Origin of the sequence: Rheinheimera riviphila (assembly GCF_004005945.1) — a bacterium.
GTDB lineage: Bacteria > Pseudomonadota > Gammaproteobacteria > Enterobacterales > Alteromonadaceae > Pararheinheimera > Pararheinheimera riviphila.
Genome location: NZ_SACS01000005.1, coordinates 187,613 through 209,147, shown reverse-complemented (window position 1 = coordinate 209,147; position 21,535 = coordinate 187,613). Strand labels below are relative to the sequence as shown.

Annotated in this window: 21 protein-coding genes; 6 read left to right on the top strand and 15 right to left on the bottom strand. The window is 49.9% G+C overall.

Annotated elements, in window-relative coordinates; translation table 11 throughout:
• Positions 1-151 precede the first annotated feature (151 nt).
• From EOE67_RS07185 to EOE67_RS07175, 3 genes are read right to left on the bottom strand one after another with little or no spacing between them, the layout of a single operon-like run.
• Positions 152-478 carry a hypothetical protein gene (locus EOE67_RS07185; RefSeq protein ID WP_127698349.1) on the bottom strand — a complete coding sequence of 109 codons (327 nt, stop codon included), beginning with the start codon at positions 476-478 and terminating at the stop codon, positions 152-154.
• A complete protein-coding gene (locus EOE67_RS07180; protein WP_127698348.1) occupies positions 468-1,022 on the bottom strand; it encodes an RNA polymerase sigma factor in 555 nt (184 codons plus the stop codon). The genes EOE67_RS07185 and EOE67_RS07180 overlap by 11 nt, the downstream gene beginning before the upstream one ends.
• 12 nt (positions 1,023-1,034) lie before the next feature.
• Positions 1,035-1,829: a hypothetical protein gene (locus EOE67_RS07175; protein WP_127698347.1), complete on the bottom strand. Its 795-nt coding sequence runs from the start codon at positions 1,827-1,829 to the stop codon at positions 1,035-1,037.
• A 202-nt stretch (positions 1,830-2,031) separates the two neighbouring features.
• Here EOE67_RS07175 and EOE67_RS07170 point away from each other — a divergent pair, with 202 nt between their 5' ends.
• Positions 2,032-3,183, top strand: a complete 1,152-nt coding sequence (locus tag EOE67_RS07170) for a putative cyclic di-GMP phosphodiesterase (RefSeq protein WP_164852247.1) — start codon at positions 2,032-2,034, stop codon at positions 3,181-3,183.
• Positions 3,184-3,219: 36 nt separating this feature from the next.
• Here EOE67_RS07170 and EOE67_RS20675 read toward each other — a convergent pair whose 3' ends face one another.
• Complete coding sequence (locus EOE67_RS20675) at positions 3,220-4,143, bottom strand: general secretion pathway protein GspB (protein WP_206099502.1); 924 nt, start codon at positions 4,141-4,143, stop codon at positions 3,220-3,222.
• A gap of 5 nt (positions 4,144-4,148) precedes the next feature.
• Complete coding sequence (locus EOE67_RS07160; protein WP_127698345.1) at positions 4,149-5,069, bottom strand: ExeA family protein; 921 nt, start codon at positions 5,067-5,069, stop codon at positions 4,149-4,151.
• Between the two features lie 77 nt (positions 5,070-5,146).
• Here EOE67_RS07160 and EOE67_RS07155 point away from each other — a divergent pair, with 77 nt between their 5' ends.
• Positions 5,147-6,388 carry a multifunctional CCA addition/repair protein gene (locus EOE67_RS07155; RefSeq protein WP_127698344.1) on the top strand — a complete coding sequence of 414 codons (1,242 nt, stop codon included), beginning with the start codon at positions 5,147-5,149 and terminating at the stop codon, positions 6,386-6,388.
• 1,151 nt (positions 6,389-7,539) lie between these two features.
• On the opposite strand, the gene EOE67_RS07150 is transcribed toward EOE67_RS07155, so the two are convergent.
• From EOE67_RS07150 to folB, 4 genes are all read right to left on the bottom strand, one after another.
• Complete coding sequence (locus EOE67_RS07150) at positions 7,540-10,620, bottom strand: efflux RND transporter permease subunit (RefSeq protein WP_127698343.1); 3,081 nt, start codon at positions 10,618-10,620, stop codon at positions 7,540-7,542.
• A 96-nt stretch (positions 10,621-10,716) separates the two neighbouring features.
• Positions 10,717-11,841, bottom strand: coding sequence for an efflux RND transporter periplasmic adaptor subunit (locus EOE67_RS07145; RefSeq protein ID WP_127698342.1), 1,125 nt, complete (start codon positions 11,839-11,841; stop codon positions 10,717-10,719).
• A gap of 305 nt (positions 11,842-12,146) precedes the next feature.
• Positions 12,147-12,635, bottom strand: coding sequence for a 2-amino-4-hydroxy-6-hydroxymethyldihydropteridine diphosphokinase (gene folK, locus EOE67_RS07140; protein ID WP_127698341.1), 489 nt, complete (start codon positions 12,633-12,635; stop codon positions 12,147-12,149).
• Positions 12,632-12,988, bottom strand: coding sequence for a dihydroneopterin aldolase (gene folB / locus EOE67_RS07135; protein ID WP_127698340.1), 357 nt, complete (start codon positions 12,986-12,988; stop codon positions 12,632-12,634). Before folB ends, folK begins: the two co-directional genes overlap by 4 nt.
• Before the next feature lie 214 nt (positions 12,989-13,202).
• On the opposite strand from folB, the gene plsY reads away from it, so the two are divergent.
• On the top strand, positions 13,203-13,805 hold the full coding sequence (gene plsY, locus EOE67_RS07130; protein ID WP_127698339.1) for a glycerol-3-phosphate 1-O-acyltransferase PlsY: 603 nt from the start codon (positions 13,203-13,205) through the stop codon (positions 13,803-13,805).
• Positions 13,806-13,918: 113 nt separating this feature from the next.
• Here the strand turns inward: plsY and trpS are convergent, their stop codons facing one another.
• Together trpS and rpe are read right to left on the bottom strand one after the other, a co-directional pair.
• A complete protein-coding gene (gene trpS / locus EOE67_RS07125; protein ID WP_127698338.1) occupies positions 13,919-14,938 on the bottom strand; it encodes a tryptophan--tRNA ligase in 1,020 nt (339 codons plus the stop codon).
• A 145-nt stretch (positions 14,939-15,083) separates the two neighbouring features.
• Positions 15,084-15,758 (bottom strand): ribulose-phosphate 3-epimerase, encoded by a 675-nt coding sequence (gene rpe / locus EOE67_RS07120; RefSeq protein ID WP_127698363.1) that lies wholly within the window; start codon positions 15,756-15,758, stop codon positions 15,084-15,086.
• Positions 15,759-15,992: 234 nt separating this feature from the next.
• Here rpe and EOE67_RS07115 point away from each other — a divergent pair, with 234 nt between their 5' ends.
• From EOE67_RS07115 to EOE67_RS07105, 3 genes are all read left to right on the top strand, one after another.
• On the top strand, positions 15,993-16,745 hold the full coding sequence (locus EOE67_RS07115; RefSeq protein ID WP_127698337.1) for a TorF family putative porin: 753 nt from the start codon (positions 15,993-15,995) through the stop codon (positions 16,743-16,745).
• A gap of 150 nt (positions 16,746-16,895) precedes the next feature.
• Entirely contained in the window at positions 16,896-17,159 is a 264-nt protein-coding gene (locus EOE67_RS07110) for a hypothetical protein (RefSeq protein ID WP_127698336.1), read from the top strand.
• Entirely contained in the window at positions 17,156-17,347 is a 192-nt protein-coding gene (locus EOE67_RS07105; RefSeq protein ID WP_127698335.1) for a DUF2970 domain-containing protein, read from the top strand. The genes EOE67_RS07110 and EOE67_RS07105 overlap by 4 nt, the downstream gene beginning before the upstream one ends.
• 60 nt (positions 17,348-17,407) lie before the next feature.
• Here the strand turns inward: EOE67_RS07105 and EOE67_RS07100 are convergent, their stop codons facing one another.
• From EOE67_RS07100 to aroK, 4 genes are read right to left on the bottom strand one after another with little or no spacing between them, the layout of a single operon-like run.
• Positions 17,408-18,244, bottom strand: coding sequence for a Dam family site-specific DNA-(adenine-N6)-methyltransferase (locus EOE67_RS07100; RefSeq protein WP_127698334.1), 837 nt, complete (start codon positions 18,242-18,244; stop codon positions 17,408-17,410).
• A gap of 15 nt (positions 18,245-18,259) precedes the next feature.
• Entirely contained in the window at positions 18,260-19,861 is a 1,602-nt protein-coding gene (locus EOE67_RS07095) for an AAA family ATPase (protein WP_127698333.1), read from the bottom strand.
• 2 nt (positions 19,862-19,863) lie between these two features.
• Entirely contained in the window at positions 19,864-20,943 is a 1,080-nt protein-coding gene (gene aroB / locus EOE67_RS07090) for a 3-dehydroquinate synthase (protein WP_127698332.1), read from the bottom strand.
• 25 nt (positions 20,944-20,968) lie between these two features.
• A complete protein-coding gene (aroK, locus tag EOE67_RS07085) occupies positions 20,969-21,487 on the bottom strand; it encodes a shikimate kinase AroK (RefSeq protein WP_068061367.1) in 519 nt (172 codons plus the stop codon).
• Positions 21,488-21,535 lie beyond the last annotated feature (48 nt).

Genomic DNA, 21,535 nt, shown 5'->3' with positions numbered 1-21,535 from the left:
TTCATGGTGTCTCCTTGACTGGTTGGTTTGGCGATTGATCTGATCACCGAACACCATGAATGTTCCTTCCTATCTAAATTTTAATTATCTCTTTGTTTCAAATAGTAATTCCGTGGGGATACCTCAGACTCTGACCCTGCAGTTAACATTTTTACCCCTCTGACATCACCCAATACATTTTTACCTGAGGATCTGTGCTTGGCAACGTGACTAGAGCGCTTTGCTTAATGATTTCCGTTTCAACAGAAGGTACTTGCAACGCAACCATAGGCTGGGCTAGATCCGGCACCTCGCTTAATCCAAACCACAAGCCCCCAACCAACAGCACAGTAGCAGCCTGCCAGTACCAATTTTTGACGGTCAACGCTGGCGCAGGTGCCATTTGTTCCGAAGCCTGTTGCTGCCGCAGCGCCTGTTGCAGCTTTTCTAGTCCATGTGGTGGCGCATCTATGGACTGAAATAGAGATTTAATCTTCATCGGTCCAGGCCCTCCCCGTCTGTTGTTCCAGTTTTGCTTTTAATTGTTTCAGTGCCCTGGCGCGTCTGGACGCAACAGTACCTGGCGCAATCGACAGCACTTGCGCTGTTTCAGCTAGTGTCAGTTCACTGTATTCAGTCAGCAAAAGCACTTCACGCTCGACAGACGCTAAGGATGCTAGCGCCTTTCGCAACACTTGCTGTTGCTGCTGCATCTGTAAAACGTACTCCGGTGAATCTTTTGCCAACTCACTTCTGCCCATTTGTTCAGCACTAAACCAGCTTTCTAGCCAAGGCTCAACACTGTCAAACACCCAATTCAGCCGCCAGCGAATTTTGTTCCGCGCCAGATTTAACGCCGTGGTATAAACATAAGCGTGCAAAGTTGCCGCATCAACCTGCTTTCGTTGCTGCCACACCTTTAAAAAGGCCTCCTGCACCAAGTCCTGACAGTCCTGTGCATGCCACAGCATTCGATAAAGCACGTTATACAATGGCCGCTCCAAAGCCTGATAACAATCGAGCAACTCCTGCTCTTGTAACATCAATAACGTCCGTTATTGTTGTTGAATGCGAACAATGGTGTACAGATACTGCCCTTTGGCGATATCGCTGGCATTCGAACCAACGACCAGCAGTTGATCAGGCTGATCGGCCGTCAGCCTAGTATTTAAAAAAAACTCATTTGGCAACTTACTCTGAAGTTCAGCGGCTATTCCACGATTTTTTTGGATATTGAGTTGCACTTGCACATTATCATTGAGCTGGGTCATTTCCTGACTTATTGAAAACATACTGCCCCGGACTGTGGCTGATTCAGAAGCGCCGGGAATGGCATGCGTCCGCTGCAAACTCGTCAGCTCCAGTCGTTCCAAAAGCTCAAACTGCAAAGTGCCATGTTGTTGACTAATTTGGTTGAGAGCGGCTTTCACTTCAACTAACCCGTCTGTCGGCTCAGCCGGATTATCCATTGGCTGTGCCAACACCAGCCAATAACTGATTTTCGCCTGTAACGGCTTGGGTTTCACCGAAGGCTTCAGCTGTGCCAACACCGTCGCCACCGATTGATGAGTTGCTTCTGTTGCATAGACCGCAAGTTGTTGATTGGGTAATACTTCAACCCGCGCCGGGCTCACTTGCTCGCTTCTCACCCGAAATAACGAATCCAGTGTTCTGCGGATGGCAGCAGCTTCGCCTTCCGGCACCTGATAAGTGCGTAGCAGCAATACGCTTTCGGCTACTTCCTGCGCTGATTCGGTCTCGCCAGCGCCAGACTTTGGAGTGGGAGCAGGGATGCAGGCCGTTAAACTAAACGCCAGCAAGCCGGTGGTTAACAAAGATAATTTTGGCATAATCGTTCCTGATAAAGCTTGTGATGGTGCGTTGCTACAAAAAACAATGTTCCTTAGAAGATCAATTATTGACCTCTGTGGTATTTACACCGGGACACGAATTTTTATCACGAATCTCTCATTTATTTTCATTCAGTCCAAAAATAATCAGATTTGGCTTGCACTCCTGCCCGGAATATTGCGTTTTGGTGCAGCTCTGCCTATGTTGATCAGAGAAACTATCGCACGGAGTACACCTTCGCCTATGCCACTACAGCTGGTCTCCATCGACGAACTACAACTGGGCAGTTATGTCATTGCGGTGACGCGTCAGCAAGGTGATGTGATTGTTAAGGATGCTGGCTGGGTGCGCTCGGACGATGCCATCGCTTTATTGCGCCAGCGTGGGGTGTTGGAAGTTCAGATTGATACCGACAAACAATTGCCACCTGCCAAGCCCAGCCCGGAACCTATTGCAGCCAAACCGGCAGCCGTAAAAAAAGCCCCAAAAATCCTGTTCGAACAAGAAGTGAATAAAGCTGGATTGGCATTACAAGCCAATGTGCAAAGCGCATCAATCGCACTGTCGGCCTTGGTGCATCATCATCCTGTTGATTTTGTAGAGCTAAATTCGGTCAGCGCCCGCTTGCTTGACAGCACCAGACGTAACCATCAGGCGTTATTATTTTTGCAGCACGTCGGCGTGCAGGACGATGAACTATTACAGCACAGTTTAAGTTGTGCCTGTCTGATGGCGGCATTTTGTGCCGAGTTAAAAATGGCTGAGCCTGAAGCTTCGTTATTGACCTTAGCGGCACTGTTGCACGACGTAGGCGCGTTGCAGCTGAAACAATTATTTCCAAAGCAGCAAGTCCAGGATCAGGACGCAGCTGCTTACAGTGTGCCGCTGCTGCAACATCAGCCGGATTGCCCGCCATTGCTGCTCCAAGTGATTGAAGAACATTGTTTGGGTTTACCGCAGCAACAAAGTCAGGGCGGTAAAATGCTGGCTATTGTAAACAGTTACAGCAAGTTAACCGTACAAACGCAAAAACTCAGTTCAGTACAAGCGGCGGAAAAACTGAAACAACAGGCTGGTAAAAAGCTGGATTTAGCCTTGGTCGGAAGTTTCTTAAAATGTGTAGGCTTGTATTGTCCGGGCAGTGCGGTGCGGCTGAAATCCGGACGGGTTGGACTGGTGATCGAGAACCACCCACTCCATGCCGACAAACCACGGGTGAAATTGATTTATCACAGTGTGCACCGCCATCATCTGGCGGCCAAACTGCTGGATTTAAGCAAACAAACCGACGATCCGTTGGAAGGCTGTGCCGATCTCAATCAATATCAGTTGAAGCTACAGCATTATTTATAACGGGCGAACTGATCAGATCAAACACCGCCACTACATTTAAGGATTCGGCAACCGATACGACCACTCGGTTAACGCTTGCATACTAAACATCTGGCGACCGGTTTGCAGCAACACATACTGTGGGGTAATTTCTTTCAGTTGAATATCTGCCGTCACCCACTGCCCTTCCTGTAAATCTTTGCCATTCACTTTTACCCAACGCTGTTTTGGCTCGGAAGCATAAATATGTGCTTCAAAACGCAGCGGCGGAATTTGCCGTTTTAGCAGTTCGTCCAGGGTTTGAATATCACGGGCCGGAGCGGCATGATCGGTGACCGACTGATGCTGGGGCATTGGATCGGATTGCTCCAGCGCTAAAGCAAATTTAGAGCGAAGTTCATCTGAAACATCGGCGGCGGTCAGCTCTGCCGGTTTGGCTGGCACTTCGGATACCGGCTCGTCGACATCGGCTTCAGCCATCTCTGGTTGCTCGGAAAATGCAGGATCATCGTCATAAGATTCAACGGCTTGCACCTGTTGTTCCAGCGTTTGGCCAGCTTTGCGGCGTTTGCTGACGGGTTTGTCAGCGGATACCAATAACTGCTGTTCTTCTTCAGCTTCAACATCACTGCTGTCAGCAGTATCAGCCGCCAGCTCATCATCAGCAGCTGATGGTGCAGGAACGACCAGTAAATCCGTTAATATCTGACCGGCGCTGGCCGGTGCCGCGGGTGTAGCGACCACTGCAGCCACCGCTGGCGGACGTTGCAGCCATGACGCCAGCACAAAGCCCGCGAGTAAACCGACCAGAACCAACAACACTAACGCCAGCACTTTCCAACCTTGGCCGCTGCCCTGCGCGATCCCCGGCACATGAACGCCACTGTCATTGACGCTTAAAACTGGCGCGGCGTTTGGCGCTATGTTTGGCGCGGTTGAACCGGTTTGTTGCTGTTTTAGTGCTTCCATTAATAACGACATGTCTTTCAGACTCCTGCTAAATTCAACCCACGCGCCAGAGCCACACCCAAAGCGACACACACCATAAATAATAACGGCCACAGCCACAGCGGCCAGCCACTTTTAGCCTCTGGCTGACGAATGGCCAGAATTTCACCGGCCGCTTGTTGCACCAGCTTGCCGTCAATCAACGGTTTTTGTTGGCTATAACCACCCAACAAAGCGCGGTCGCAAATCAGATTCACCAACCGCGGAATACCACCAGAGAGCATAAATAGCTTTTTGAAGGCGCTGTCGGTAAACACCGGCCGGGTGCAACCCGCCACTTGTAACCGGTGCTGCACATAATACTGCACTTCGGGCAGCGTCAGGGGCATCAGATGATAACGGGCGGTGATCCGCTGCGCCAACTGGCGTAAATCCTGACGCTGTAATAACTGCTGCAATTCCGGCTGGCCGATTAAAATCACTTGCAGCAATTTTTTGGTATTGGTTTCGAGATTGGTGAGTAAGCGCAATTGTTCCAACACTGCAGGTTGCAGATGTTGCGCTTCATCAATAATCAGAATGGTGTTAAAGCCACCCTGATGGTTTTTCAGCAATTTGGCAGTAATTTTGTCGGTCAGCATTTTCAGACTGGCATCGGCTTTTTTATAACGGATTTTTAACTCATCACAAATGGCGGCCAACAGCTCAAGCTCGGACAACGTTGGATTCAGAATAAATGCCACCTGCGTATTTTCAGGCAATTCCGCTAATAAACAACGCGATACCGTGGTTTTGCCGGTACCGACTTCACCGGTGAGCAACACAAAACCTCCGGCATCGCCGAGCCCATAACGCAAATGCGCCAAAGCTTCAGTATGACGGGCTCCGAGATACATAAAATCGGGGTTCGGCGCTATTGAAAATGGCTGGCTGTTCAGGCCAAAAAATCCGGTGTACATAACATCCTGATCATCAGTTAGGCGACATTTGTTGCTGGCTGGTTATAATGGCAAAAATTCCGCAGTCAGGAAAGCATATGAAGACATATCTTGTGGGCGGCGCGGTGCGTGATGCCTTATTAACGCTGCCCGTGAAAGATCGTGATTATCTGGTGGTCGGTGCCACACCAGAACAACTGCTAAGCCAAGGGTACCAGAGTGTCGGCAAAGACTTTCCGGTATTTTTGCATCCACAAACCAAACAGGAATATGCGCTGGCCCGCACCGAGCGCAAACAAGGCCAGGGTTATACTGGTTTTGCCTGTTATTTTGCACCAGATGTGACGCTGGAACAGGACTTAATGCGTCGCGACCTCACCATCAACGCCATGGCACAAGACGAGCAAAGCGGTGAAATCTTCGATCCTTATGGTGGCGAGGACGATTTACAGCAACGTATTTTGCGCCATGTATCGCCTGCTTTTGTTGAAGATCCACTACGGGTGCTGCGGGTCGCCAGGTTTTATACCCGGTTTTATCCGCTGGGCTTTAAAGTCGCTGCCGAAACCAAACTACTGATGCAACAGCTGGTGGAACAAGGCGAAATGCAACATTTAACTGCCGAGCGGGTGTGGCAAGAAACTGCGCGGGCACTTTCGGAACAAACCCCAGCACCGTATTTTGAACTGTTGCATGAAGTCGGTGCGCTGGCAGTGTTAATGCCGGAGCTGGATAAACTCTGGGGTATTCCCAATCCGCCCAAATGGCATCCGGAAATTGATACCGGCGTGCATTGTATGTTGGTTTTGGCGCAGTCGGCGCTGTTGTCCGATCGCATCGACGTGCGCTTTGCCGCTTTATGCCACGATTTAGGTAAAGGCGAAACGCCGGTCGAACAGTGGCCGGCCCATCATGGTCATGAAATGCTGGGCTTACCGCTGATTGAAAACCTCTGTCAGCGCTTACGGGTGCCAAATGACTGTAAAGAGTTGGCGCTGCTCGCCAGTCAATATCATCAACAAATTCACAAAGCGCAGGAGCTGCGATCAGTCACGGTGCAGAAACTGTTTGATGGCATTGATCTGTGGCGTCGTCCGGAACGGCTGGAACTGCTGCTGACTTGCTGTATCGCCGATTTACGCGGCCGCACCGGTTTTGAAGAAGCTTTGTATCCACAGGCAGATTATCTACGCGGATTGGCAAAAGCTGCGCGCGGTGTTGATATAAAAGCTCTAGTGGCACAGGGTTTTGTCGGCGAAGCAATGAAGGAAGCGGTGAAAAAAGCGCGGTTGGACGCGATAAGTACGACAAAACGCGAGTTGCAACAAACAGCATCTTAAACAGCAGGACATGTATTTCAGGAGTTAACACGACCCTGGCCGGATGGTGCTACTCACCGCGGCAGCGGTAGTACGCCGAATGGTAATTTGATACGGATCGGCTTTGTGGCGGACTAGCCTGCGGCTGAGTCGCGCCCTACTTTTTCACTTAAATTCATATATTTACCGTAGGGCGCTACTCACCGCGTCAGCGGTAGTACGCCGAATGGAGCTACTCACCGCGGCAGCGGTAGTGCGCCGGATGGTGATTGGATACGGAGCGGCTTTGTGGCGGACTACCTTCGGTGAGTCCGCCCTACTTTTCAATTAAAATCATATATTTGCGTAGGGCGCTACTCACCGCGGCAGCGGTAGTGCGCCGGATGGTGATTTGATACGGTTCGACTTTGTGGCGGACTACCTTCGGTGAGTCCGCCCTACTTTTTCACTTAAATTCATATATTTACCGTAGGGCGCACTCACCGCGGCAGCGGTAGTGCGCCGGATGGTGATTTGATTCGGAGCGGCTTTGTGGCGGACTACCTTCGGTGAGTCCGCCCTACTTTTCAATTAAAATCATATATTTGCGTAGGGCGCTACTCACCGCGGCAGCGGTAGTACGCCGAATGGTAATTTGATACGGATCGGCTTTGTGGCGGACTAGCCTGCGGCTGAGTCGCGCCCTACTTTTTCACTTAAATTCATATATTTACCGTAGGGCGCTACTCACCGCGTCAACGGTAGTACGCCGGATGGTGATTTGATTCGGAGCGGCTTTGTGGCGGACTAGCTTCGGTGAGTCCGCCCTACTTTTCAATTAAAATCATATATTTGCGTAGGGCGCTACTCACCGCGGCAGCGGTAGTACGCCGAATGGTGATTTGATTCGGAGCAGCTTTGTGGCGGACTACCTTCGGTGAGCCCGCCCTACTTTTCAATTAAAATCAGATGTTTGCGTAGGGCGCTACTCACCGCGGCAGCGGTAGTACGCCGAATGGTGCTACTCACCGCGTCAGCGGTAGTACGCCGAATGGTGATTTGATTCGGATCGGCTTTGTGGCGGACTAGCCTGCGGCAGAGTCGCGCCCTACGCTTGACATACGTTTAATATATTGTTTTAAAAGTAAAAAAGGAGCAAAAGCTCCTTTTTTATTTTCAACAACTCAGCTTCGTCACGCCGATTCCAGCGCCTGCGCTTTTGCATGGTCTGCCTGGTGATCTTTAGCCAGCAACACGTAAATCGAAGGCAGTACAAACAGCGTAAAGATAGTGCCGACCGTCATCCCTAATACCAGAACTATACCGATAGAGTTCCGCGCTTCGGCGCCAGCGCCCTCAGCAAAAATCAACGGCGTATGGCCGGCAACCGTCGCAATACTGGTCATCAGCACCGGTCTTAATCGCAATACCGATGCCTGCCGTACCGCTTCAATTTTACTTAATCCTTCTTCCTGTAATCGGTTGGCAAATTCCACCACCAGAATACCGTTGCGGGCAATCAAACCAACCAACGTCACCAAACCTACCTGCGAATAAATATTCAAGGTACTGGTAATGGCATCGGTGTAGTGCGGCATCGGTGCCCACATTTTCAGGAAGGTAAACAACAACGCGCCAAACATTGCCAACGGCACTGAACCGGCAAGTATCACAATTGGATCGCGGAAGCTGTTGTACTGCGCCGCCAACACCAGGAAAATCATCGTCAACGCCGTTAAAAACGCTGGCAGGAAGGTATTGCCTTCGCGCTTTAACTGACGTGATTCGCCGGTGTAATCAATCGAATAACTGGCTGGCAGTAACTTCTTCGCTTCATTTTCCATATAGGTCAAGGTGGCATCGAGTGGCTGGATAGTTACACCACTGATTTTCACCGCATTAAGCTGCTGCATCCGGTTGATACTACGAGGCACCGTGTCGTGGGTCATGCTGGCAATTTGATCCAACCGGATCATGCTGTTATCCGGGCCGGTGATATACAGGTTTTTCAAATCATCCGGATTCAACCGACCCGCACGCTCCACTTGTGGGATCACTTTGTAACTCAGACCCGACATGTTAAACCGATTGACGTAACCACCACCCAATAAAGTCCCCAGATCCTGCGTCACGGTGCGCATATCGAGACCTAAATCTGCCACTTTTTCGCGGTCGATGTGCAAACGATATTCTGGCTGGTCCACTTTCATATCCAGCATTGGCGGGAACGCAAACATACCACTGGCGGTTAAGGTTTCCTGCAGTTTCAGCGCATAATCGTAAATTTCCCGCGAATCTGCCGTTGAAGCAATCACAAATTCCACCGGGAATTGACCACCACCAGGTAAGGCAGCCGGTGTAATGGGGAAAATCCGTACTCCGGCTATTTCACCGAGTTTTTGCTGCACTTCAGGTAAAATTTCTGCCGTAGTCCGATCACGCTCAGCCCATGGTTTCACCACCATGCCGCCAAAGCCGCCACTGGGGAACGTGATTTGGAAGGTAAAGTCGGTTTCAGGCACATTCATAAACACCTGATTGGCCTGCTTGCCGTAAAAAGCGGACTGATCAATGGTGGCATTGGCTGAAGCGTCGACAATCCCAAAAATTACACCTTGGTCTTCAGTCGGTGCTAATTCCTTGGCCGAAAACATATACAGCGGCACCGTCATAGCGGTAATGCCTAACCAGAAGATATAAACGCCCATCCGGTTTTGCAGCGTTTCATTCAGTTTCCGGCTGTAGAATACGGTAAAACGGTCAAAAATTTTCGACAGCGGCGCTTTTAATTCGGTATGGGGTTTTAGCATTCTGGACGCCATCATTGGCGACAAAGTAATGGCCACTATCGCCGATATGCCCACGGCCCCGGCCAGAGTGATGGCAAACTCGCGGAACAAGGTTCCGGTTAACCCCCCCTGCAAACCAATAGGCACATACACCGACATCAGCGTCACCGTCATTGCAATCACCGGCCCTGCCAGCTCACGCGCAGCGACTAATGCCGCCTGGAACGGTTTTAAACCTTCCTGAATATGCCGTTCAATGTTTTCGACCATCACGATGGCGTCATCCACCACCAGACCAACCGACAACACAATCGATAATAAAGTCAGCAGATTCAAGGAGAAGCCACAGACTTTCATAATAAATAATGCGCCGATCAGCGATAGCGGGATCGCAATCACCGGAATAAGTACCGAGCGACTAAAGCCCAAAAACAAGAAAATCACCACGATAATAATCAGCAGTGTCTCGGCCAGGGTTTTAATCACATCGTCAATCGCCGCCTGAATATATTTGGTGGCGTCGTAAGAGACTTCACCACTTAAACCGGCCGGTAAATCGGCCTGAATAGCGGCCATTTCTTCGGTCACTTTTTTGATGACTTCGAGGCTGTTGGCATTTGGCGCCACAAACACGCCCATAAAGACTGCGGTCTGGCCGGAGTAATTCACTTCGACGCTGTAATCGTCAGCGCCTAGCACCACATCTGCAATATCTTGTAGTCGCACCACGCCATCGGCGTTTTGTCGGACCACTAACCGCCGAAAATCTTCGACGTTGGTCATATCGGCGTTGGCGCTTAGATTAACCGCGGTATAACTGCCTTTCGTCTGACCTATGGCTGCCTGAACGTTATTATTGGCAAGCGCCGTTCTGACATCCATTGGCGTAACACTGTAGGCCGCCATTTTTTCTGGTTTAAGCCAAATGCGCATGGCAAAGGTACGGCCACCGAGAATTTCCGCTTTTTGCACGCCGGAAATCGCGATCAAGCGCGGCTGCACTGAACGTGATAGAAACTCGGTGATTTGATTTTGTTCAAGAATGTCGGAACTGAAACTTAAGTAAGCTGAAGCGAATTGGCTGTCAGCTGCTTCAATAGCTATCGAAGGGACTTCCGCTTCTGGCGGCAATTCGCCACGCACCTGATTCACTTTGGCGGTGATTTCGGTCATGGCTTTCAGTGGGTCATAGTTTAAATGCAAATGCGCGCTGATGGTCGAAACACCCATGCTGCTTTGCGATTCAACATAATCAATACCACCGGCAGAGGCGATGGCGCGTTCAATCGGGCTGGTGATAAAACCGCGCACCAGTTCGGCATTGGCGCCGACATACACAGTGTTAATTTTAATCACCGCGATATCACTGCGCGGATATTGCCGCACCGACAAGTTACTCAGCGATTGAAAACCGGCCAGCAAAATCAGCAAGCTGACGACGATGGCTAACACCGGTTTTTTGATAAAAATATCAGTTATATTCATGCTTCACCTGGATAAAGGGGTCAGGTCGTTACCTGAGTCGATGTCGCGTTCCTGATCAGGCAGAGGAAAAATGCGCTGCCTGCTCAGGGATAAGAATTAGCTATTCGTTGGTTTTGGCTCAGTTTTAAATTCCGGTGTTGGCAGTTTTGATTCCACCAACGCCTGCTTGTTGAAGAGTTTAAAAGCACCAGCACTGACCACTTGCTCACCGGTTTTTAAACCATCAACAATTTCGACGTAATCACCACGGGTTTTACCCAGCCGTACAAACTGCTGCCGCGCCACTAAAGCACCGGTTTTGGCGTCTTTATCAGCCACAAACACCGTATCACCAAAAGGAGCATAAATAATGGCGGTGGAAGGCACCGCCAACACCGACAATGGCTCGCTTAAAGTCACTGTCGACGACACTGCCATACCCGGAATTAACCGGTTGTCTGGATTTTCTAAAGAGGATTGCACCACGGCATTACGGGTGACCGGATTAATTTCCGCACCAATGGCGGTAATTTCGCCCGCGACCAGCGAGTTTTGTGCATCGCCAACCGCCACACTCACCGGCAAACCTGCAGTCATCTGGATCAGCCAGTCTTGTGGAATAGGAAAGTTCACCCGGACGCGGTTGGTCGCCTGTAACGTCACAATGGCAGCGCCAACCTGTAAGTCAGTACCTAAATCGACCTGGCGGATACCAACCCGGCCATCAAAAGGCGCACGAATTTGTTTTTTCTCTAAGGTGGCGCGTAAATCGTCGACATCACCTTTGGCAGATTCAACCTGCTGTACTGCGGTATCTAATTCACTTTGGCTGGCGATTTTACGGTTACGCAGTTCGTCCAGACGTTGATAGTTGGCCTGCGCTAATTTCAATCTAGCCTGAGCTGCATTGAGCTGGGCTTTTTCGTTCACCGATTCCTGTTCAATCAGCACTTCACCGGCGCGCACCTGAGCGCCACTTTGAAAGGCAATCCGTTTCACCTTACCGGCCACCTGTGCCGAAATGGTGATGCCTTCGTCTGCTTCAACGGTACCGATGGCGGTGTAAGTTTGCGGCCAGCTTTGGGTGGCTGCGGTATATAAACTGACGGACTCTGGCGGCGGTACAAAATTGGCACCACTTTCGGCCATCATGCCCAGCTGTTCAGCTTTAATACCAACGATGACCACCAGCAGTACCGCCAGCAAGCCGAGGGAAATCAACACAGATTTAAATGGTTTCATGATGGTCGCCACTAAGGTTAATCGTTAAAGGGATATCTTTGATGCTCAAGTACTGTATAAAATACCATGACTGAGTGACAAGTTCGAGCTGAATGAGACAGCTTTTACGCAAGTTTTTGTAACTATTTGTGAGACAACTTAACATAGTGCTCCTTCCATGGTGCGCATTCAACAATAAAAGTTGGCGTGAGTTTTGACGACTAAGTTTTACGGCCAGGTGGTGCTTAACGATCACTGGTTGGCCAGAGGTCACGATACTTCGTGGCCTGATTCTGCTTAAACTACCCCAAACAACCGCAAATAATCTAAGGTGCGAATTGAAACGGCACCGGCCAGATTTTTTGCGCTTTGGCATACTGCTGCCACAACGTCTGATAACTGAGCTTAGCAATTGGATGTTGAGCGTCCGGGGCAATTTCTGCCAGCGGCCACAACACAAAAGCATTTTCAACAATCTCCGCCCGCGGTAATTCCACCGGCGCAGCACAAACTAAATGATCGTAAGTTAACAAATCCAGATCAAGGGTTCGGCCGCAGAATTTTTCGCCACCGCGTACCCGACCATATTTATCTTCGATGGCTTTGAATACCGTGACACATTCAGCCACGCTGCGATCGGTACGCGCACCAATCACCATATTGTAGAAGGCATCACCACGAAAACCCACAGCTTCACTTTCATAAACCGATGACAAAATTAACTCGCCAAAAGCCGCCGCTAATTCCAACACTGCCATCCGGATATGATGCTCGCGATTGGTATTGCTGCCAACGCTGATGTAAATCTGCGTCATGCCCAGTTGCCCCGGCTGATTTGCACGCCAACCGTTTGCGCATTAGCCACCGCTGTTGGTTTGCACACCCGCACCCGAACGGCATGCGTTGCGAACTGTTCCAGCAACATGGTTGCAATTTTTTCCGCAACAGTTTCAATCAGTTCAATCGGTTCAGCACAAATCAATTGTTGCACCCGGGTTGCAATCACGGCATAGTCAAGGGTCAAGCGGATATCGTCTTGGGCTGCGGCCTGACGGATATCAGTCGCAAGTTCCAAATCAATTTCCAGGCGCTGGGTGATGGTTTTTTCCCATTCATACACGCCAATAACGGTGTCGATTTGCAGCTGCCTGATAAAAACAATATCCATTTTTTGGTTCCGCGTTGCGTGGTATTTTGCTGTGAATGGGCTGGTCGGATAGGCAATTAAGCAAAAAGTCTATAATCTGACCGCTCGTGCCAGCTGCTGTTGTTCGAATTAAAGGTGATGCGGCTTTTGTTTGTCAGCACCACTCTTTTAAGCATCAACAGCTCTGAGTCCGACGCGATATTAACGCAAAACCCGGTATTGAGGAAATCCATTCATGACTTCCGTGATCGGTATGATGATGATTGCCGCTTATCTTTGCGGATCGGTGTCGTCGGCCGTGATTGTCAGTAAATTATTTCGCTTACCCGATCCCAGGCTGCATGGCTCAGGGAATCCGGGTGCCACCAATGTGTTGCGCCTCGGCGGCACCACGCCCGCTGTGCTGGTGCTGGTGTTTGATGTGCTCAAAGGCACCATTCCGGTCTGGGGTTCATATTTCCTCGGCATTGAAGCTTTTTATCTGGGCATGATTGCCATTTGTGCCTGCCTTGGCCACATTTACCCGGTGTTTTTTGGTTTTCAGGGCGGCAAAGCCGTCGCAACCGCTTTTGGCACCATGATGCCGATTGGCCTCGACTTAGCCGGTTTATTGGTAGCGACCTGGATTATTCTGGTGGGTGCAACCGGTTATTCGTCGTTTGCGGCTGTGGTCACCGTTAGTTTGGCGCCCATTTTCACATGGTTTATCAAGCCTTTATACACAATCCCTGTATCGATGCTTAGCATCTTAATTATCTTCCGGCACCGGCAGAATATTTTAAGGCTGTGGCAGGGCAAAGAATCGAAGGTGTGGGATAAAACGAAAAAGCCAGAATGAATGAATGAATGAAGCTGCTGAGATCATAAATTCCCAGCTGACGCCGTTGCAGCGCCAGCTAAAGTCAGCACCGGAACTACCACGGCGTGCATTGCCGACCAATTTATCGCAATTTATGGCAATACAAATCCAACTGCTTCATTTACTTTAGCCAGCGTTGCAGCGGCACGGCTTCTGGCGGCTGCGGCACCTGCGCGCATCACCTGCTCCATCGTCGTTTGATCCTGACGTATTTCAGTAAACTTCCGCTGCACCGGCTCTAATAACGCAATCACCGCATCTGCCACATCAGCCTTTAAATGACCATACATTTTGCCTTCGTATTCAGCCACTAACGCATCAATCGATTTACCGGTGACGCCTGACAAAATACTCAAAAGGTTCGCCACGCCTGGTTTTTGTTCGAGATCAAAATAGACCCGTGGTGGGTCTTGCGAATCGGTCATCGCTTTTTTGAATTTCTTGCTGATCATTTTTGGATCTTCCAGCAAGCCAACAAAATTCCACGGATTTTCATCCGACTTCGACATCTTTTTGGTCGGTTCCTGCAGGCTCATCACCCGGGCACCAACTGGTGCAATAAATGGCTCCGGCACGGTGAAAATGTCGCCGTGTGCGGTATTAAAACGCATCGCCACATCACGGGCTAATTCCAGATGTTGTTTTTGATCATGGCCGACCGGTACCTGATTGGCCTGGTATAACAAAATATCTGCCGCCATCAGTACCGGGTAGGTGAACAAACCGGCGTTGATATTGTTGTTGTGGCGTTCAGATTTATCTTTAAATTGGGTCATCCGGCTTAATTCACCGAATTGGGTGTAACAGTTCAGTACCCAGGCGAGCTGGCTGTGCTCTGGCACATGCGATTGCATAAAAACCGCAGAACGGGCCGGATCGATGCCGCAAGCCAAATACAGCGCCAGTGAATCAAGCGAGGCACTGCGAAGTGCTGCTGGATCCTGCCGTACGGTAATGGCATGCAAATCGACGATGCAATACAGGCAATCATAAGCGTCCTGCATCTGATCCCACTGCCGCAAAGCACCAAGGTAATTGCCGATGGTCAACTGACCGGAAGGCTGCGCGCCACTGAGTACGATGGGCTTGGTTGCCTTGTTACTTGTTGTCATAAGAAATCCTATGGTCAAAACTGTGGAGAACAACGGGTCGATTGCATCGAATTGGCGACCCGTCGTCGAAAAATTGTGTCTGATTATACCTAGCTATGCTGAAATTGGCAGCAGCAAGGTGCCTGTGGTTACGGGGGATAAATGCTTAGCGCTGCACTTTCGCCAGCTCTGCCCGCATCTTAGCAATGACATCAGCGTAATCCGGCTGGCTAAAAATCGCCGAGCCCGCGACAAACATGTCGGCACCGGCACTGGCGATTTCAGCAATATTTTCAACCTTGACGCCACCGTCCACTTCCAAACGGATCGCCCGGCCACTGCGGTCAATAATTTGCCGAGCTGTAGCCAGTTTGTCTAAAGTCGCCGGAATAAAACTCTGGCCACCAAAACCCGGATTTACCGACATCAGCAGCACCACATCGACTTTATCCAGCACATAATCCAAATAACTTAACGGCGTTGCCGGGTTAAATACCAAGCCGGCCTGACAGCCGTGTTCATGAATGAGTTGCAAGCTGCGATCAACATGGCGGCTGGCTTCCGGGTGAAAGGTAATAATACTGGCGCCAGCTTTGGCAAACTGCGGGATCAGTGCATCCACAGGTTCAACCATCAAGTGGACGTCGATAGGCGCCGTAATGCCGTAATTGCGCAGTGCACTGCATAACATCGGGCCAAAGGTCAGATTCGGCACATAATGATTGTCCATCACATCAAAATGCACCACATCGGCACCAGCCTGTAATACCCGGGCGACATCATCACCCAACCTGGCCAAGTCGGCCGACAATATCGAAGGTGCTATCCAAAAAGGTTGCATCGCCCGCATCTCCATCCACGCCACAAAGCGCTCAATGTAACTGATTTCACTCGGTTTCGCAGCCATTGGCTCGCTGTTTTCTGCCCGTTTAACAAGCAATAACGCACCAATTTCGCGCAGCATCGAACAATTAAAAAGCAAAAAATACACTATCTAATTGAATTTCAACTACATTTATCACTGGCACAGAAATGGAATAGCGTTAAGCGATACTTTCAGAGAAGGGCAAATAACATGAAAACAAAAGCAGGATATGCAACAAGAAACTACCCACAGCAAGTCTGTGCCGCATTGGTGCTGAGCCTTGGCTTTGCAGCAACTGCAGTACAGGCTGATACCGCCTTAACCGGCAGTTTAACCCTGACTTCAGACTATTTATTCCGTGGTATTTCGCAAACGGACGAAGGCATGGCGTTACAAGGCGGTTTAACTTTAACCGACGATTCTGGTTTTTATCTGGCGACCTGGGGCTCCAATATCACGTTTGGTCAGGGTTCACTGGAACTGGATATTCTGGCGGGCTGGACCGGTAAACTGTCCGAAGAATGGACCACCGACGTCGGTATCATGCAGTACCGTTACCCAAATGGCGACAACGCCACCGATCAATTTAACTTTGTCGAACTGTACAGCAAATTCATTTATCAGAATCTGACTTTAGGCCTGGCCTATTCAGGTGATTATTTCGGCACTGATGTCGATAAATATTACTATTATTCAGCAGATTACAACTACCCGGTGATCGACAATCTGAGCTTTCAGTTCCACTTAAGCTACAACCAGTTTGAAGACAACACCCAATATGCGACCTTTTTAGCCGCAGGTCCGGTGTCTGGCGATGGCTACATTGATTGGAGCGTTGGCGCGACCACCAGTTGGATGGGCACCAGCCTGTCGCTGAAATATGCCGACACCGATATCGACAGCTCAGCCGAATGTAATCTGTGTGATGGTCGTGTGGTGTTCAGCCTGACCAAAGCATTTTAATCCCTGCGATTAACCTTGGTTATCGGTACATCAATCGCAAAAGCACTGGCCTAACCGCCTGCAACAGCAATGCAGCCCTTGTTCTGACGTCGGGGCTGCTGTATTATCGAGCAGTCGATTGATGGATCTGAGACTGTAATGAGAACGCCAATGCTTGTTAAAACCGCAGCTTTTTTGCTTTGCTTGTCAGCAGCTTTATACCTGTTGCCACAACAGCAAAACAGCGTCATTGCCAGCTGCACCAACACCGTCGCTATGACGCAAAACGGTGTCGAAAGTTTTACCGTCAAATGCGCCTTAGCCCCCCAAACCAGCTGGGCATCCTGGTTCTCAGGCCAAAGTAGTTCTGCACAATTTCACTTTATTGATTTACTTGAATTAATCAGCCGGTTGCACGCCAAACCTGCGGCATGAGCAATAAGCCCACCTTAAAACAAATCATCAAAGCTGTGGCCGGTGCCTTTATCGGTGTACAGTCAGAACAACAACGCCAGCAAGACTTCAATAGCCAAAGCCCCCTGCCCTATATTATTGTTGGTGTGGTGATGACCATGCTGTTTGTTATCGGGCTGATCACGATCGTCTCGTTGGTACTGTCTTAACCACCGTTATTCTGTGCCAACAACGGCCCCCCTGCCTCGCAATTAATGGCCGCAATCTTGTTATTTGCGACTACGATACAGCGCAAACAACTCAGCAACTTTACCTCTGGAACTACCTTTTTGACTGATCGAACGCCCAACCTGAATGGAATGCAGCTCAGCGCCCTGATAAATCTTGCGGGTCCAGCTGGTGTCGTGATTGCTGATGAGTACGTGATGCCCCTGCAGTGTGGCTTGCTCGGATAAACTGGCCAAATCTGCCTGATCATCCAGATTAAAGCTGTTTTTGGCATAGGAGGTAAAACTGGCAGTTTTTGATAATGGTACATAAGGCGGGTCACAATACACCGCAGCACCAGTTGGCAATTGGGCGAAAAGCTGTTGGTAATTGAGGCAGACAAAAGTGGCGCGGGTGGCTTTTTCGGCGAAAGCAACTAATTCAGCTTCCGGGAAATACGGTTTTTTGTACGAACCAAACGGCACGTTAAACAACCCCGATTGGTTGTAACGACACAAGCCGTTATAACAGTGCCGGTTCAGGTACAAAAACTGTAAAGAGCGCAGGTATGGATCTGCAGTTTGATTAAACTGCTGCCGGATCGCCAGATAACTGGTTTTGTCATTGTTGCCTTCAGTAAAAAACATTCTGGCGTCGGCGATCATTTGTACCGGTTTTGTTTGTAAAAACTGATACAAATGAATCAAATCAGCATTGATGTCGTTTAGCAGATAACGTGAATAGTCCGTATTTAAAAACACCGAACCAGCACCAACAAAAGGCTCCACCAGCACATCAGCCGCCGGCAAATGACCAGTTATTGCCTCTACCAAATTAAATTTTCCGCCAGCCCATTTCAAAAATGCCCGTTGCTTTTTTGCGGTAACTTGTTTGCTCAACCTGACGCCACCTGACTATTGAATGCTGATTTCGCTGTGAATATCGGCTAAAGGTTTCACAAAAGCCTGCTGCAATGCGGGCGGTAACTGGCTGATTTGCGCTTTTGCTTCGGTGGGATCAGCAAAAGGTGCCATGACGACAATTAACTGGCGCTGGCCGTTTTTCTGCCGTTGATAGGTGTAAGTTTCCAGTCCGGGGTAGCTTGCAGCGAAATCTTTTAATGCGCCATCATTGGACAGGACCACCAGCTGCAATGCCACGGCCTGGCCTGACATCGATAACAAATCTGCTTCGGCATAACGATAACCGCCGTTATTGCTGTTACTGCTGCTTTCAGCCAGCTCAGCCTGAGCTTCAGCGGCCAGATCCGGCTCGGCGCTTTGTGGTGTTGGCGTTGCTGCTGAGGTGGACGTTGCAGTTGCAGCGGGTTCGTTATTCAGCTCTTCCGCCATTTGCTCGGCCACCGACACTTCAGTTTCAGCGGCAATCACCACTGCCGGTTGTGGCGGCGTGGCGGCAACACCCTGGATTAAATCCGGGACTTTGCTGTCACCGGATACCGCATTATTCTGAGTATCGTCGGTTTTCGCGGCCGGTAAGTCGGTGGATTCGGCAGGTGTCGCCGTCGTCACAGTTTCCTCAACCTCAACTGCTTCTGCTATTTCAGCTGCTGCAGTTTGTTGGTCGTTGCCTGAGCTGGTGACTTCAGCACCTTCATTAAAATCAACAGGCTTAGCCAATCCGGAAGCAGACGAAGACGCAGTTTTACTGCCGACTTGCTCCAACTGACCCACCAACTGTTCCACCACCGCTTTGCTGGCCGAAGGCACCGCCAAAGGTTCAGCGCTGGTTTGTACTTCTTGCTCTTCCGGAAGATAAGTAAGCTGGCCAAGACCATCAGGCCGGTTTTGCTGTTCTGTCCACAGCCAAAACACCACCACAGCAGCAATGACCAACATGCCGATACTAAAAACCGCTAGCGGATAAGCCAAAGATGCGGGTTTTAGATCCACTTTAACTGCCTGCAGTTGGCGTTTTAAACTGGGATCAAGTAACAGATGAATATTGCCCTGCGCATTGTCTAACCGGTCGGCGACACTCAAAGTACTGAGTTCACTGTCTTTGAGCAGCATCTCGGCATCTTGCAGGGTTAAAGTAGGCAGCGGTAAATTCAGTTCCGCATGCGCATCGGCATGTTCGGTGGCTGCAATCACCAGACAAGGCAGTTCAGCCAGTTCGGCCCACAATTCCGGCGGCAGTTGTTCGGCCTGGTCAATCACCAGCGCCAGCGGCTCGTTCAGCTGGCGATCCCCCACCAACTGTAACAAGCTGCGATTGGCGTCTTTACAGGTACCAAACCAATGCTCCAACACATGTTGGCGCACTCGTACGGCATTGAGTTCCGGCTCGGCTTTGATTAAAGCGAGGTTAAATTCGTTGGATAGCAGATCAGCAATGGCTAAAGTCAGCGTCGTTTTGCCAGTGCCGGCAGCACCAACCATATGGATCAGTTGATAAGGGTTAAATTCCAGCTGAAACACCAAACGTTCCAGCCAGCTGCGCTGCGAAGGCAATAATCCCTGAATTTTTAATAGTTTTTGTTGTAAGTGCGACATGATTATCCGGCGAAAACCCGCTGTAATTCTGATTCAGTGACATCATCGACGATAATGGCGGCACCAAGCGTTTGAGGCAAGATAAACCGCATTTTGCCATCTTTAACTTTTTTGTCGGTTTTCATATATGGCATAAAATCGGCAATTTGCATGCCCAAAGGCGGCTGTACCGGTAGTTCAAAGGCAACTAATAACTGTCGAACCCGTGCGACGGTCGGGGCGTCAATCCAGCCACGGGCGTACGCCAGTTCAAACGCCATCATCATGCCAACGGCAACGGCTTCACCGTGTAACCAGGTACCATAGCCAAGCCAGGCTTCAATCGCATGACCAAAGGTATGGCCGAGGTTTAACAAAGCACGTTCGCCCTGTTCGGTTTCATCACGGCTGACAATATCGGCTTTCATCTGGCAGCAGTGTTTAATCATCTGGCTGAGTTGCGGTTCCTGCAGCCTGGCAAGCGCATCCTGTTGTTGCTCCAGCCACTGGAAAAATGCGGCATCCCCTAACAAACCATATTTAATCACTTCGGCCATCCCGGCGGAAAACTCACGCTGCGGTAACGAGTGCAACACGGAAGTATCGATGATCACCGCCAATGGCTGGTTAAATGCACCGATCATATTTTTGCCAAGCGGATGATTAATGGCTGTTTTACCACCGACCGACGAATCGACCTGCGATAACAAGGTGGTTGGAACCTGCACAAAAGCCACACCACGCTGATAACAGGCGGCAACAAAACCAGTTAAATCACCAATCACCCCGCCACCCAGAGCCACCAACAGTGCATCACGCGCAATGCCGTGCTCCAATAAAAAGGTATTGGCCTGGTCAAAAGATTGCAGATTTTTATAAGCTTCACCGTCAGGCAGCAGCAATTCAAACAGCTGTTGCTGGCCAAACAATGCTTGTAACTGCGGCAGATAAAGCGCAGCAACCACAGGATTGGAGAGGATCACGACTTTTTTGAACTGCCAAAGCTGTTGCAGCTCCGGCACTTGCCCTGCGCCTGACAATAAACCAGGCGCAATGACAATTGGGTAACTGCGCTGGCCAAGTTGAACGGCAACTTTTTCCATCGACAGCTCCCTTTAGCTGGAAAAATTAAAAACCCAGTTGTTCAACAATTTGATTTGCAACCGAACGGGCACTTTGCTCGTCAGTTCTGATGGTGAAATCTGCGATTTCCTCATACAGTGGGTTACGCTCTGCTGCCAGCCGTTCCAAAACGTGCTGCGGAGCTTCTTCGGTTTGTAATAACGGACGTCTTTTGTCACGTTGGGTGCGGGCGACCTGTTTCTCAATTGGAGTTTCCAGATACACCACGATGCCACGTGCTGACAAACGATTGCGGGTTTCTTTGCTAATCACTGAACCACCGCCTGTGGCAAGTACGATGCCCTGGAGTTCAGTTAAATCTTCAATGACGTTTTCTTCACGTACCCGAAAGCCTTCTTCTCCTTCCAGATCAAAGACCCAGGCGATGTCAGCACCAGTACGGCGCTCAATTTCCTGATCTGAATCGTAGAAGTCGAGATGCAGCATTTCTGCTAAATGACGGCCAATGGTACTTTTTCCTGCGCCCATAGGGCCAACAAGGAAGATATTGCGTTTCTCTGCCATATGTCGTAATGCTAATCAGCTAACTAAATGAGGGTTGATGTCAGGACC

What these genes read in the sequence shown, in the direction of transcription:
- aroK (WP_068061367.1), bottom strand. Translation starts at nt 21,487, where the DNA reads ATGGCAGAGAAACGCAATATCTTCCTTGTTGGCCCTATGGGCGCAGGA.
- plsY (WP_127698339.1), top strand. Translation starts at nt 13,203, where the DNA reads ATGACTTCCGTGATCGGTATGATGATGATTGCCGCTTATCTTTGCGGA.
- EOE67_RS07110 (WP_127698336.1), top strand. Translation starts at nt 16,896, where the DNA reads ATGCTTGTTAAAACCGCAGCTTTTTTGCTTTGCTTGTCAGCAGCTTTA.
- EOE67_RS07145 (WP_127698342.1), bottom strand. Translation starts at nt 11,841, where the DNA reads ATGAAACCATTTAAATCTGTGTTGATTTCCCTCGGCTTGCTGGCGGTA.
- folK (WP_127698341.1), bottom strand. Translation starts at nt 12,635, where the DNA reads ATGACGCAGATTTACATCAGCGTTGGCAGCAATACCAATCGCGAGCAT.
- aroB (WP_127698332.1), bottom strand. Translation starts at nt 20,943, where the DNA reads ATGGAAAAAGTTGCCGTTCAACTTGGCCAGCGCAGTTACCCAATTGTC.
- rpe (WP_127698363.1), bottom strand. Translation starts at nt 15,758, where the DNA reads ATGCAACCTTTTTGGATAGCACCTTCGATATTGTCGGCCGACTTGGCC.
- EOE67_RS07105 (WP_127698335.1), top strand. Translation starts at nt 17,156, where the DNA reads ATGAGCAATAAGCCCACCTTAAAACAAATCATCAAAGCTGTGGCCGGT.
- EOE67_RS07095 (WP_127698333.1), bottom strand. Translation starts at nt 19,861, where the DNA reads ATGTCGCACTTACAACAAAAACTATTAAAAATTCAGGGATTATTGCCT.
- trpS (WP_127698338.1), bottom strand. Translation starts at nt 14,938, where the DNA reads ATGACAACAAGTAACAAGGCAACCAAGCCCATCGTACTCAGTGGCGCG.
- EOE67_RS20675 (WP_206099502.1), bottom strand. Translation starts at nt 4,143, where the DNA reads ATGTCGTTATTAATGGAAGCACTAAAACAGCAACAAACCGGTTCAACC.
- EOE67_RS07160 (WP_127698345.1), bottom strand. Translation starts at nt 5,069, where the DNA reads ATGTACACCGGATTTTTTGGCCTGAACAGCCAGCCATTTTCAATAGCG.
- EOE67_RS07150 (WP_127698343.1), bottom strand. Translation starts at nt 10,620, where the DNA reads ATGAATATAACTGATATTTTTATCAAAAAACCGGTGTTAGCCATCGTC.
- EOE67_RS07175 (WP_127698347.1), bottom strand. Translation starts at nt 1,829, where the DNA reads ATGCCAAAATTATCTTTGTTAACCACCGGCTTGCTGGCGTTTAGTTTA.
- EOE67_RS07185 (WP_127698349.1), bottom strand. Translation starts at nt 478, where the DNA reads ATGAAGATTAAATCTCTATTTCAGTCCATAGATGCGCCACCACATGGA.
- EOE67_RS07115 (WP_127698337.1), top strand. Translation starts at nt 15,993, where the DNA reads ATGAAAACAAAAGCAGGATATGCAACAAGAAACTACCCACAGCAAGTC.
- folB (WP_127698340.1), bottom strand. Translation starts at nt 12,988, where the DNA reads ATGGATATTGTTTTTATCAGGCAGCTGCAAATCGACACCGTTATTGGC.
- EOE67_RS07170 (WP_164852247.1), top strand. Translation starts at nt 2,032, where the DNA reads ATGTTGATCAGAGAAACTATCGCACGGAGTACACCTTCGCCTATGCCA.
- EOE67_RS07180 (WP_127698348.1), bottom strand. Translation starts at nt 1,022, where the DNA reads ATGTTACAAGAGCAGGAGTTGCTCGATTGTTATCAGGCTTTGGAGCGG.
- EOE67_RS07155 (WP_127698344.1), top strand. Translation starts at nt 5,147, where the DNA reads ATGAAGACATATCTTGTGGGCGGCGCGGTGCGTGATGCCTTATTAACG.